The 12,086-nt window shown below is 70.5% G+C and carries 12 protein-coding genes; 5 read left to right on the top strand and 7 right to left on the bottom strand.

Annotated elements, in window-relative coordinates; genetic code table 11:
* Positions 1 to 21: 21 nt before the first annotated feature.
* Entirely contained in the window at positions 22 to 777 is a 756-nt protein-coding gene (locus AB0I43_RS16565) for a GntR family transcriptional regulator (RefSeq protein WP_356979440.1), read from the bottom strand.
* 22 nt (positions 778 to 799) lie between these two features.
* Positions 800 to 1,795, bottom strand: a complete 996-nt coding sequence (locus tag AB0I43_RS16560) for a LacI family DNA-binding transcriptional regulator (RefSeq protein WP_357432415.1) — start codon at positions 1,793 to 1,795, stop codon at positions 800 to 802.
* 185 nt (positions 1,796 to 1,980) lie between these two features.
* On the opposite strand from AB0I43_RS16560, the gene pucD reads away from it, so the two are divergent.
* Together pucD and AB0I43_RS16550 are read left to right on the top strand one after the other, a co-directional pair.
* Positions 1,981 to 4,332, top strand: coding sequence for a xanthine dehydrogenase subunit D (gene pucD, locus AB0I43_RS16555; RefSeq protein ID WP_357432414.1), 2,352 nt, complete (start codon positions 1,981 to 1,983; stop codon positions 4,330 to 4,332).
* Positions 4,332 to 4,892, top strand: coding sequence for an NTP transferase domain-containing protein (locus tag AB0I43_RS16550; RefSeq protein WP_357432413.1), 561 nt, complete (start codon positions 4,332 to 4,334; stop codon positions 4,890 to 4,892). The genes pucD and AB0I43_RS16550 overlap by 1 nt, the downstream gene beginning before the upstream one ends.
* An 8-nt stretch (positions 4,893 to 4,900) precedes the next feature.
* Here AB0I43_RS16550 and AB0I43_RS16545 read toward each other — a convergent pair whose 3' ends face one another.
* Complete coding sequence (locus tag AB0I43_RS16545) at positions 4,901 to 5,383, bottom strand: hypothetical protein (protein ID WP_357432412.1); 483 nt, start codon at positions 5,381 to 5,383, stop codon at positions 4,901 to 4,903.
* A 353-nt stretch (positions 5,384 to 5,736) separates the two neighbouring features.
* On the opposite strand from AB0I43_RS16545, the gene AB0I43_RS16540 reads away from it, so the two are divergent.
* Positions 5,737 to 6,156 carry a GtrA family protein gene (locus AB0I43_RS16540; protein ID WP_356979625.1) on the top strand — a complete coding sequence of 140 codons (420 nt, stop codon included), beginning with the start codon at positions 5,737 to 5,739 and terminating at the stop codon, positions 6,154 to 6,156.
* Between the two features lie 8 nt (positions 6,157 to 6,164).
* On the opposite strand, the gene AB0I43_RS16535 is transcribed toward AB0I43_RS16540, so the two are convergent.
* Positions 6,165 to 6,842, bottom strand: coding sequence for a hypothetical protein (locus AB0I43_RS16535; RefSeq protein ID WP_356979450.1), 678 nt, complete (start codon positions 6,840 to 6,842; stop codon positions 6,165 to 6,167).
* A 123-nt stretch (positions 6,843 to 6,965) separates the two neighbouring features.
* Between AB0I43_RS16535 and AB0I43_RS16530 the strand changes: the two genes are divergently transcribed.
* Together AB0I43_RS16530 and AB0I43_RS16525 are read left to right on the top strand one after the other, a co-directional pair.
* Positions 6,966 to 7,553, top strand: a complete 588-nt coding sequence (locus AB0I43_RS16530; protein ID WP_356979452.1) for an HdeD family acid-resistance protein — start codon at positions 6,966 to 6,968, stop codon at positions 7,551 to 7,553.
* Positions 7,554 to 7,671: 118 nt separating this feature from the next.
* Positions 7,672 to 8,994, top strand: coding sequence for an APC family permease (locus AB0I43_RS16525; RefSeq protein ID WP_356979454.1), 1,323 nt, complete (start codon positions 7,672 to 7,674; stop codon positions 8,992 to 8,994).
* Here the strand turns inward: AB0I43_RS16525 and AB0I43_RS16520 are convergent.
* The 3 genes from AB0I43_RS16520 to AB0I43_RS16510 all read right to left on the bottom strand — a co-directional run bounded on the left by AB0I43_RS16520 (position 8,988) and on the right by AB0I43_RS16510 (position 12,066).
* Positions 8,988 to 9,491 carry a nucleoside deaminase gene (locus AB0I43_RS16520; RefSeq protein ID WP_356979456.1) on the bottom strand — a complete coding sequence of 168 codons (504 nt, stop codon included), beginning with the start codon at positions 9,489 to 9,491 and terminating at the stop codon, positions 8,988 to 8,990. The genes AB0I43_RS16525 and AB0I43_RS16520 overlap by 7 nt on opposite strands.
* A 155-nt stretch (positions 9,492 to 9,646) precedes the next feature.
* Positions 9,647 to 11,008: an aldehyde dehydrogenase family protein gene (locus AB0I43_RS16515; protein ID WP_356979457.1), complete on the bottom strand. Its 1,362-nt coding sequence runs from the start codon at positions 11,006 to 11,008 to the stop codon at positions 9,647 to 9,649.
* The gene (locus tag AB0I43_RS16510) at positions 11,008 to 12,066 is read right to left on the bottom strand and encodes an AMP-binding protein (RefSeq protein WP_356979458.1); all 1,059 of its coding nucleotides are present in this window, start codon (positions 12,064 to 12,066) and stop codon (positions 11,008 to 11,010) included. Before AB0I43_RS16510 ends, AB0I43_RS16515 begins: the two co-directional genes overlap by 1 nt.
* Positions 12,067 to 12,086: the final 20 nt, after the last annotated feature.

The raw sequence follows: 12,086 nt of genomic DNA, 5'->3' as shown, positions 1-12,086 counted from the left end.
GGGAACCCCGGCGGCGCGCGGTTATTCCGCGCACCGCCGGGGTTCGGTCGTTTCACCGGCCAGCAGCGAGAAATCCCGGCGGCGCGCGCCGCCCGTCCCGTCCTCGCGGGTCGTGGCCTGCGAGAGCCGCACGCGCAGGCGGGAGATGTGCCGCTGCGCCACGGTTTCGGCGTAGGCCGGATCGCCCGCCGCCATCGCGTCGACGATCTGGATGTGCTCGTCGAGCGCGAATCTGGGCGCGTCCATGCTGCGCCACAGCGAATGCAGAGCCAGATGCGACCGGCCGGCGATGGGCTCCAGGGTGGCGGTGAGATGGGGGTTCGCGGCGATCTCCCGCACGGTCCGATGGAATCGGATGTCCAGCTCGACGTGTGCGGCATGGTCGGTGCCGCTGCCCAGCACGCGCTCGTGGTCGGCGAGGATCTCGCGCAGCGCGGTCAGCCCCATCGCGTCCAGCCGCTCGGTCGCCAGCCGGGCGGCCAGGCCCTCCAGCATCTCCCGCACCACATACAGTTCGCGCAGGTCGGCGATGTCGACCTTGCTCACCTCGGCGCCGCGGTGCGAGACGTGGTTGGCCAGCCCCTCGTAGATCAGGCGCTGCACCGCCTCGCGCACCGGAGTGCGGCTGACATTGAGCTGGCGGGCCAGCTCCGGCACGCTCAGCGCCGTGCCGGGCGGCAGCTGATTGCGCAGGATCGCCGCCTTCAGCGCTTCGTAGGTGCGGTCGGTGAGCAGCGCACCGGAGGCGAGACTCGGCGAGATCGGCGACTCGGGCATGGCGCAAATATTACATGTAATCCTACGGGCAGCCGCAGCTAAGGCCCGGTACCAGCCGCACCGCGAGGGTGCGGTCGGGTTGCCGGACGCCGGTGTCCTGCACCGCCTTCAGCGTCGTCACCGCGACCCGGCCGAAATCGTCGAAGGATCGGCCGATCGTCGTCAGCGGCGGCCAGCTGTGCGCGACGGGTTCCGTCGCGCCGAAACCCAGCACGGCCAGGTCGTCGGGAACCCGCAGGCCCGATTCCTGGGCCGCGGCAAGCACATCCAGCGCCAAGCCGTCGGCGGCGGCGAAGATCGCCTGCGGGCGGGCGGGTTCGCGCAGCCAGGCCCGGATCTGCTCCTGGGACGCCCGCCGGTCCAGGCCGGTGCGGCGCAGCGCCGAGGCGTCCGCGCCGGCCGCGCGCATGCCCTCGGCCCAGCCGCGCGCCCGATCGGCCACCGGGCCCGACCGGGAGGTGCCGGCCAGACAGGCGATGCGCCGGTAGGAATGGCCGAGCAGATGCTCGGCCGCCAGCCGCCCGCCGCGGTGATTGGCCAGCGTCACCGAGGTCGCGTCCGCGCCGCGCGGCGCCCGATAGTGCAGGTAGACCACCGGAACGCCGAAATCGACGGTCCCCGCGCGCGGCGCGCCGACCTCCGAGCGCACCAGCAGCAGGCCGCTGACCTGCATGCCCGCCAGGGTCTGCGCGTAGCGGATCTCCTGCTCGGTCGAGTAGCCCGAATTGCCCAGCAGCACCAGCGAATCGTCGGCGAAGGCCGCGCGCTCGACCCCGTGCACCAGTTCGGTGAAGAAGCCCGCGCTGCTGTCGGGAACGACCAGCCCGAGGGTGTTGCTGCGGGTCGAGCGCAGCGCCCGCGCCACCAGGTTGGGCTGGTAATTGAGCTCGGCGATGGCCGCCAGCACCTTCTCGCGCGTCGCGGCCGCGACGGGCCGGGGGCCGTTGTTGATCACGTAGCTCACCACGGCCGGTGAGGTTCCCGCCAGCCGGGCGACGTCGTTGCGAGTGATGGGCACTCGGTCAGCGTACGGTGCGCCGATTCCGCACCGGGATCGTTCTACACGTGTAGACTCGGCGTGGGTTCCGGTCGGGAAGTACCGATGGCCGCGCGTCGGCCGAGTGGGAATGGACCGCGGCCTCGATCCGTCGCCGGCGTCGAAAACGCCGCAGTTCCAAGGAGACAGCTCATGCGTCGAGCGCCATGTCCACCCCGCTCCCCCGGCACCCGGAGGTCCCGATGACCACCCTGGTGCACAGCGCGCAGACCCGCGAAGGCAAGGGCGTCGGCAGCAGCGCGCTGCGCCCGGACGGCACGCTCAAGGTCACCGGCGAGTTCGCCTACTCCTCGGACCTGTGGATCGACGGCATGGTGTGGGCGACCACGGTCCGCAGCCCGCACGCGGCGGCGCGAATCCGCTCGATCGACACCAGCAAGGCCGTCGCTCTGGACGGCGTCCGCGCGGTCCTGACCCACGAGGACGTCCCGGGCGCCAAGACCTACGGGATGAAGGTCGCCGACCAGCCGGTGCTGGCCATGGACGAGGTTCGCTACCAGGGCGAGGCCGTGGCCCTGGTAGCCGCCGATCATCCCGAGACCGCGCGCCGGGCCGCCGAACTCGTCGTCGTCGAGTACGAGCCGATCGAGCCCGTCACCGACTCCGAGCTGGCACTGGATCCGCGCACCCGGGTCATCCACGAGGATTCGAACCTGGTGCGGCACGTCAAGATTCGCCACGGCGACATGGCGCAGGGCCGCGCGCGGGCCGAGGTCGTCGTCACCGGCGACTACGAGGTGGGCATGCAGGACCCGGCCTTCCTCGGCCCCGAATCCGGTCTGGCCGTGCCGGATTCGGACGGCGGGGTCGAACTCTACGTCTCCTCGCAGTGGCTGCACAAAGACCTGGAGCAGATCGCGCCCTGCCTGGGCCTGCCGGTGGACAAGGTCCGGCTGACCATGGCGGGCGTGGGCGGTGCGTTCGGCGGCCGCGAGGACCTCTCGGTCCACGTGCACGCCTGCATGCTGGCGCTGCGGCTCGGCAAGCCGGTGAAGATGATGTACAACCGCCACGAATCCTTCTTCGGGCATGTGCACCGGCATCCCGCCAAGATGCACTACGAGCACGGCGCCACCCGCGATGGCAAGCTCGTCTACGTCAAGGCGCGCCTGGTCTTCGACGGCGGCGCCTACACCTCCACCTCGCCGGTGGTCATCGCGAACGCGTCGTATTTCGTAGCGGGCGCCTACGAGGTCGCACATGCCGAGATCGATGGCCTGGCGGTGTTCAGCAACAACCCGCCGTGCGGCGCGATGCGCGGCTTCGGCGCGGTGCAGTCGGCGTACGCCTGCGAATCCAACATGGACAAGCTGGCCCGCGCGCTCGACATGGATCCGATGGAACTGCGGCTGAAGAACGCCATGACGGTCGGCACCATCCTGCCGACCGGTCAGCCCGTGGACGGTCCGGCCCCGGTCCGGGAACTGCTCGAGGCCCTGCGGACGCGACCGCTGCCCGCCGCCGCGACGACGACCGATCCGCGCACCCTGCCCGGCGGCGTCGGCAACACCACCCGCGGCGAGGGCATCCGGCGCGGTGTCGGCTACGCGATCGGCGTCAAGGCGATCGGCTACTCCGGTGGCGTCGACGACATCTCGACCGCCCGGGTGACGCTGTCCATCACCGGCGGCGAGCCCGTGGTCTCGATCCACACGGCGGCCGCCGAATGCGGGCAGGGCATCACGACCGTGCAGTCGCAGATCGCCACCACCGAACTCGGGGTCAGCCGGGTGGTGGTGCTGCCCGCCGACACCCAGATCGGCGACGCGGGCTCGGCTTCGGCCTCCCGGATGACCTGGATGTCCAGCGGCGCGGTGCAGGGCGCGTGCCGCCTCGTCGCACAGGAGATCCTGCGGCGCGCCGAGAAGGCGACCGGCCGCATCGCCTCCGGGCTCGCGCTGCGGGACAACGCGGTCGTCGACGTCGGCACCGGGGCGGTGGTAGCGCCGCTGGCCGAGGTGGTCGGAGCGGATACCCTGGAGCGGGTGCACGAATACCACCACCGGCCGACCGAGGGCATCGATCCCGAACGCGGCCAGGGCAACGCGCACATCGCCTTCGCGTTCTGCGCGCACCGGGCGGTGGTCGATGTGGATGTAGAACTCGGGCTCGTGCGCGTGGTCGAGCTGGCGGTGGCCCAGGATGTCGGCAAGGCGATGAATCCGATGGCGGTCGAGGGCCAGATCGAGGGCGGCAGCGCCCAGGGCCTGGGCTTGGCACTGATGGAGGAGGTCGTGGTGGACGAACGCGGACAGGTGCGCAACCCGTCCTTCACCGACTATTTGATCCCGACGATTCTCGATGTGCCGCCGATGCCGATCTCGCTGTTCGAGTTCCCGCATCCGGATTCGCCGTACGGGCTCAACGGGGTCGGCGAGCCGCCTACGCTGTCCTCCACCCCGGCCATCATGAACGCGCTGCGCGACGCCACCGGTTTGGCGCTGGCACGGGTGCCGGTGCGGCCCGGTGACATCGCGCTGGAGACGGCGTCGGTCTGATGGTTGCCGACTGCGCCGGTATCGTGCTCGCCGCGGGTGCGGGCCGGCGCTTCGGCTATCCGAAAGTTCTTGCCGCCGAAGGTAATTGGTTGCGCACCGCGGTTTCCGCGCTGCGCGGGGGCGGCTGCGCGCCGGTCGTGGTGGTGGTCGGCGCGACCGGTCCGGCGGCCCTCCCGCTGCCGGACGGTGTCCGGCAGGTCTGGGCGGCGGACTGGGCGACCGGGCTCAGCGCCTCCTTGCGCGCCGGGCTCGGGGCCGTGGCCGCCGGAGACGCCGAGTACGCGGTGATCATGCCGGTGGATACCCCCGATGTCGGGGCCGCCGTGGTGGCCCGGGTCATCGCCGCGGCGCACGGCGCGCCGAGCGGGTTGGCGCGTGCCGTCTTCCGGGGGCGGCCCGGCCATCCGGTAGCGCTCGCCCGCGCGCACTGGCCCGCGATATCCGCTGCGGCCGTGGGTGATTCGGGTGCGCGCGAGTATCTGGCCGCGCGCACCGACACGGTCGGCGTCGCGTGCGACGACCTGGCGACGGGAATCGACCACGATTTCCGCGCGCCCTAGCGGCTCCGCTATCCCTTCAGTTCGTCCATGACGCGGCGGGCCTGCTGCTGTGCGACCGCCGCGGCCTCGGCCTCGGTCACCGGCGCGGCCACGCTCAGCACCAGGTGCAGCTCGAGCGAGCCCGAGAGCAGCGAAACCTGGTACGAGGACGCGGAATTCAGCATGCTGGCCGCGGAATACTCGCGCTTGGACCACACGAAGGAGGCGTCCGGACCGAAGTCGGGCAGCGGGCCGTCGGAGGTGGCGCCCGAAGAGTTCTTGGCGAAGCGCATGCCCATCTCGTAGCCGGACCGCGCTTCGCCGCTGTTCTTGTGAATCGTGACCCGCAGGAAGAACGCCGCCAAGCGGGCCGCGGGGCTGGATTCGTTCTCCGCGTTGCAGCTCAGCTCGGTGCCGAGGATGTTTTCTTCCTTCTTCGGCTCCCGTTTGCCCGGGGTGGACTCCCACTTGTTCAGCGCCGAGAGGTCGAGCAGATCGCATGCGTTGCTCACCGCCGACGCGTCATACCTCGATCCGGTAGACCCACCCGGACTCTCCCCGCCGCCGCACCCCATCGCGCCGAACACGGTCAGTGCGCTGAGACCCGCGATCATCCACCGTCGCATCCGAAATCCTTCGCCGAGCAGCGACCCCCCGTTGCGATCGCCTGCGAAACGCTAGCACGGGAGAGTCCGGTGATTCGTCCCGTTTCAGCCCACCGTCACCGATGCGAGGGGCGTGTCAGTGCGACGTCAGTGCGGTGTCAGTCGCGCGGGCGACAGTCGTTCTCGTGAACAGCACAGCAATCGCCGCCTCCGGAATCGACATCGCCCTGCCGTCGGGCGCCGAACTGCGCACGCGGGGGCTGGCCGGGCTCGGCCGGGTCGGCGGGTTCCTGCGCGGTGACCACGTTGTCGCGCAGCTGATCCGCTTCGCACTGGTCGGCGGGTGCAGCAATATCGCCTATGTGCTGCTGTTCGTGGCCGCGGGCGCCTGCGGCCCGCTGATCGCCAATGTCGCCGGATCGATCGCCAGCACGGTGATCGCCAACGAACTGCACCGGCGGCTGACCTTCCGCGCGGCCGGCCGGGTCGGCTGGTTCACCGCACAGTGGGAAGGCGGCGGGCTGGCGCTGCTCGGCTTGCTGGTCAGCACGGCGGCGCTGGCGGGCCTGGAATTCTGGGCGCCCGGTCTGGGCGAGATCGCCCAGGCCGGAGCCGTCCTCGGCGTCATGGCCGCGGTCGGCGGCCTGCGCTTCGTGGCGCTGCGCGGCTTCGTCTTCTGAGCGCGCGGTTATTTCAAGACGTTCACCGCGCGGGCGATCACCAGGACGCCGGTCAGCAGGGAGATGGCGGTCTCCGCGGTCATCAGGAGCTTGGCCCAGCGCGACATCGGCATGACGTCGGTGGGGCTGAAGGCGGTGGCGTTGGTGAAGGCGAGGTAGAAGTAGTCGACGAACTGCGGGCTCCATTCCGGGTCCGCGAGGTCGGGGTTCTGCATCTGCGGGAAGATGAAGTCGGGCACCAGGGTGTCGGCGCGGGCCCGGGCGGCCGGGCCGCCGCGGTCGAATTCCCAGAACCAGAGGGCGAAGACCAAGACGTTGCTGGTCCAGATGGCGCCGCCGGAGGCGAGCAGCACCGTGGCCCGGTCGCTGAATTCGCCGTCCACCAGGCCCGCGACGAGCTGGTACACCGACCAGGCCACGGCCAAATGCAGCACGCCGGTGGCGATCAGGCTGCCCGCGCGCAGCCAGTACGCGCGCCGGTCCAGCTCGGTCGGGCGGCCCACCAGCTGCCCAAACAGCAACACCAGGGTTACCAGCGGCACGAGCCAGGCGGGCTCGGCCGCGAGCTCCGCGGGCAGCGTCCATTGCAGAACCAGGACCGCGAGCACCGCGCCCAGCGCTGCCAGCCGGGACTCCTGCGCACCGCGGCGCGCCCAGGCGGGAACGTCGCTGTCGGCGGCAGTCACGGCAGCAAGTATCACCGGATCGGCACCCGAGGCCGCGACATGCCGTTCGATCGGGGCACATCGTGACCTCCCCGCAACACAGCAAATGATCCGCTATCACTCGTTGGCTCGTATTCTTCGGACATGACTACCAGCGAAGCAGGACTTTACGAAGGCCCGCTGCATCAGTTGGCACGCAGTGCGTGGCAGTCGGTACTGGTCACGGGCATTCTGTCGATCGTGCTCGGCATCCTCGTGCTGATCTGGCCCGGGCCGACGCTCGTCGTCGCCGGCATCCTGTTCGGCATCTACCTGATCGTGTCCGGCATCCTGCAGATGGTCGCCGCCTTCGGCACCCATGCCAGCGCGGGCCTGCGCGTGCTGGCGTTCGTCAGCGGCGCGGTCTCCTTCGCCCTGGCGTTCTTCTGCTTCCGCAGCATCGGCAATTCGGTCCTGCTGCTGGCCATCTGGATCGGCGTCAGCTGGCTCTTCCGCGGCATCACCCTGCTCGCGGCGGCCATCTCCGACTCCGACATGCCCAGCCGCGGGTGGCAGATCTTCTACGGCATCGTGCTGGCCATCGGCGGCGGTGTGCTGATCAGCTGGCCGATCGAATCCATCGCGACCCTGACCATCGTGACCGGATGGTGGTTGATCTTCCTCGGCGTCTTCGAAGTGTTCGGGTCCTTCCAGATCCGCTCGCAGGCCAAGGCCACGCCGAGCGCGCTCTGACCACACAGCCAGTCCTCGATGGCCGTCTCCCACGGGAGGCGGCCATCGCCGCGCTGCGCGCCGAGATGCTCGACTGACGCCCCCGCTTCACCCGGGATCAGCGGGGTACTGCTCCCCCATGACCGGCCCTCTGAAGCGTGCGGTGACGACCCCGTTGCTGTACTTCTTCATCCTCGGCGACGTGCTCGGGGCCGGGGTCTATGTCCTGGTCGGCTCGGTCGCGGCCGAGTCGGGCGGTGCGGTCTGGCTGCCGCTGCTGATCGCGCTCGGGCTGGCCACGCTCACCGCCGGTTCCTACGCCGAACTGGCCACCAAGTATCCGCGGGCGGGCGGGTCGGCCCACTACGTGACCAAGGCGTTCGGGCCGGCGGCCGGTTCGTTCATCGGCTTCTGCATGCTCGCCGCGGGCGTCGTGTCGGTCGGTGCGCTGGCCCGGGGGTTCGCCGGTGATTACCTGCGGGCCCTGGTCTCACTGCCGACCGTGGCCGTCGTGGTGGTGTTCCTGGCGCTGCTGGCCGCGCTCAATATTCGGGGAATCAAGGAATCGCTCGGCGCGAACGTGGCCGCCACCCTGGTCGAGCTGAGCGGGCTGCTGCTGATCATCGGTCTCGGCGCGTGGGTGATCCTGCGCGGTGACGCCGATCTGGACCGCTTGACGCAGGTGGGCACCGCCGAGCACGGCGCGGTCGCGGCCGTCCTCGCGGGCACGGTGCTGGCGTTCTACTCGTTCGTCGGCTTCGAGACCTCGGTGAATCTGGCCGAGGAGGTCCAGGATCCGCGGCGCTCGTACCCCACGGCGCTGTTCGGGGCGCTGCTCACCGCCGGTGTGTTGTACGCGCTGATCGGTGTCGTCGCCAGCGCCACGGTGCCCACCGACCAGCTGAGCGAATCCAGCGGGCCGCTGTTGGAGGTCGTGCACGTGGCAGGCGGGATTCCGGATCGGCTCTTCAGCGTGATCGCCTTGGTCGCGGTCGCCAACGGCGCCCTGCTGACCGGCATCATGGCCTCGCGCCTGGCCTACGGCATGGCCCGGGACGGTCTGCTGCCCGCGGCATTGAGCCGCACGCTGCCTCGCCGGCGCACCCCGTGGGTCGCGATCCTCGCCACCGGCACGGTATCGCTGGTGCTCGCCCTCACCGGCGAGGTCGAGTCGCTGGCGGCGACCTTGGTGCTGTTGCTGTTGTTCGTCTTTCTCAGCGTCAATATCGCGGTGCTCGTGCTTAGGCGCGACGCGGGCGAGCCCGAGCACTTCCGCATCCCGACTCCGATCCCGTGCCTCGGCGCGGCCTCCTGCCTGTTCCTCTTCACCCGGATCGAAGGCGACGTCTGGCTGCGCGGAATCATCCTGGTCGCCCTGGGTGCGGTGCTCGCGCTGGTCAACGGCGTCCGGATGCGGACCGGCGGCGGGCCCGGGGACCGCGCCGCCGGTGGGGCTCAGTAGTCGATGCGGTCGGTCTTGGCGAGCCAGGCTTCGAACGGCGCGTTGCGGTTCGGCAGGTCCAGCTGCTCGACGCGGGTCGGCCAGGACGACTTCGGCTTCAGTTCGAACAGGTCGTAGAACTTGAGGTCGTCGAAGCCGGCCATGGCGGCGTCGTGCCGGTCGGCGGCGAAGACGATGCGGTCCACGCGCGCCCACAGGGCCGAGGACAGGCACATCGGGCAGGGCTCACACGAGGTGATCAGCACGCAGCCCTCGAGGGAGAAGGTGTCGAGCTCCTTGCAAGCCGCGCGCATCGCGGTGACCTCGCCGTGCGCGGTCGGATCCAGGGTGGAGGTGACCTGGTTGTGGCCGATCGCGACCACCTCGGTGCCCTTCGCGATGAGCGCGCCGAACGGTCCGCCGCCGTTCGCCACACTGGTGGTGGCCAACCTGATCGCCTCGTCCATCCAGGCGCGTTCGAGCTCCTGGATGTTCATCTCTTGCGTGTGCGCGGTCACGGTCACTCCATTCGGATCACAGGCACTTGCGGTATCGCAACTGATGTGAAGCAGTACACATCCGCGAGCGGTTCGGCAGCTAGCGGCGGAAGCCATGAACACCGGCGCACGGTCCGTCCGGCTTTTCGTAGACTCCGCCAAGCGAAATCCGCCGGTCAGCGGCGCACGGTCTTGGTACGCATCAGGAATTCGGCGAGATAGCCGTCGTGCGGCAGGCCCGGAGCCACCTGGGGCGTCGGATGATCCCCCAGGAACACGTTGGCGATACTCGGTTCGGCGACCAGCTGCTCGATCAGCTCCGTGTCCGCGGTGGCCGCGGTGAGCACGAGGGTGTCGCGCAGCGGGCCGATCCCGGCCGCACGGTCCCAGGGCGCCACCCACACGCACGGGAAACCCAGCTCCACGCCGAGCTGGTCGGCGAACGGGCTGTCGAGCTGGTGGACGGCGGGCCGCAGCACGGCGCTGCCGTCGCCGAGATCGGCCACGATGCCCGTGCCGCCCAGCCACGCCTTGGTCCCGGCCGCGCGCTGCCGCAGGTAGGCGTCCCAGCGCTGGGCCAGGCCGAGCGGCGCGACGGGCAGCACCGCCGCTGGATCGGTCGGAGGCAGTCCGGGCAGCGCGGCCAGCCGCTCGGCGAGCGCCGCCGCCACCGGCGCGGGGTCCCCCTCGACCAGCACACCGGTGGCGTTCACGCACCCGACGCCCCCGCCGCCGCTGATCGACTCGACCAGCGTGTCGAGCATCGGCTCCCAGGCGGTGTCGGCGGTGAGCAGGATCTTCGACCGCCCGGGCCCCTGCGGCAGGATGCGCGGGTCCTCGGCGTATTTGCCGATCACCTCCGCACCGCCGTAGACCATGCCGAGATCGGCCTGCCGCAGGATCTCGCCGGCGGCGGCGTGATCGGTGGGCAGCAGCACGATCCGGTCGTCGCCGAACCCGGCCGCGCGCAGCGCGGTGATCATCCGGTGCGGGGTGAACGGTTCGCGCCGGGACGGCCGCACCGCGACCCGGTACCCCAGCGCCAGCGCGTCGAGCCAACCCTGGTGCACCGCCGGGTGATTGCCCGCCGCGTGCACGGCGAACACCGCGCCCCGGCGGGTCCACACCGCCGTGCCCGCCCGCGTGCGCGGATCGCGCCAGGAGTCGGCCGCGCCGCCCGGCCGGGCCTGCCGTACGGCGTCCGGGATGGCCGCCATCGCGCGGGCGATCTCCCCGGTGGCGTTGCGCACCACCGTGATCGGAATCCCGGTGGTGGCGCTGACGATGCGCTGATACTCCGCCGCCGTCAGCCCCGCGATCGTCTCGGTGGCGAAGGCACGGGCCGCCGCCGCGAACAGTTCGGTACGGGTGTCCAAAGGTAGCGGCGGCGCCGCGCGCAGTGCTTTCATCGCCCGGCCCACATACAGCGTGGGCGCGAGACTCAGTGTCGCGACCGGGTTTCCGGTGACCTCGCGCAGGGTCTCCACGCGCCGCGATCGGTAGCACCCACCGGGGCCGAGCACATCGAGCGCGCGCATCAGTACACGCCCTCGAACACCGGCATGCCGCTGAAGGATTCCACCGGCGCGATATCGGCGACGGCATCGCCGAATCCGCCCGCGAGCGGGGCGACCCTGGTGGCGACGTCGCGCTCGATATTGTTGACCAGCAACGCCGTCCGGCTCAGATGATGCACCACCACCTGGCCGCGCGTGCCGTAGGGCACCACCTGCCCGGTGTCGGGATCGATCACCTGAAACGTGGTGTAGGGCGCGAAGGAATCGAAAACGCACGGTTCGTCCGGGCCGAGCCCAGGGCGCTCGACGGAGGTGCCCAGCATCATGGTGCTGCCGTAGCCGCCCACCAGCCGCACGCCGGGGAAGACTTCGCCGCGCAGCAGGTCCCGGGTATCAGGGTCCAGATGCGTGCCGCCCCAGATGATCGTGCGGATCTTGCGGTTCACCAGCGCGACGAGCTCGTCGTCCTGGGCGAGCCGCTCCAGCATGGGCGGGGTGGCGAAGAGCACGCCGACGTCCTGACCGGCCAGGATGTAGCCGATCTGCTCGACGAGGTGATCGGTGTACCGGCCGACCAGCTCCGGTAGCCCGTCCGCGAGCAGCTTCTTGACCCAGCGCGGGTCCAGATCGATCGCGAAGTTCATTCCGCCGCGCAACGCCGCGGTGTCGACGGCCATCGCACCCACGTTGTGCGGCCCGGCGGGAACGGCGCTGAGCCAGTTGACATCTCGCGGCACACCGTGTGCGTCGAGCCGCTCGCTGAACCACGCGACGCTGCGCCGCTGCCACTCGGCGGTGAACACCACCCGCTTCGGCGCGCCGGTGGTGCCGCCGCTCTCGTAGACCGCCGCCGCTGCCGCCGCGCCGAAGCCGCGCGGGATCAGGTCCTGAACACGGACATCGCGCAATTCGTCCACCACGTTGGGGAAGCGGGTGAGGTCGTCGTAGTCGCGGATGTCGGTGAGCGGATCGAAATCCAGAGTGGCCGCGCGCCGCAGCCAGAACGGCGAGCCGGTGTCCGGGCCGAAGTGCCACCGCATCATCTCGCGCACGAATTCGCCGCTGTTCCGCTCTGCCATGAATCATCCTCTCGCCAGCC

It is taken from the genome of Nocardia sp. NPDC050435, assembly GCF_040655395.1.
Lineage (GTDB): Bacteria > Actinomycetota > Actinomycetes > Mycobacteriales > Mycobacteriaceae > Nocardia.
This window is presented reverse-complemented; position numbering and strand designations above follow the sequence as displayed.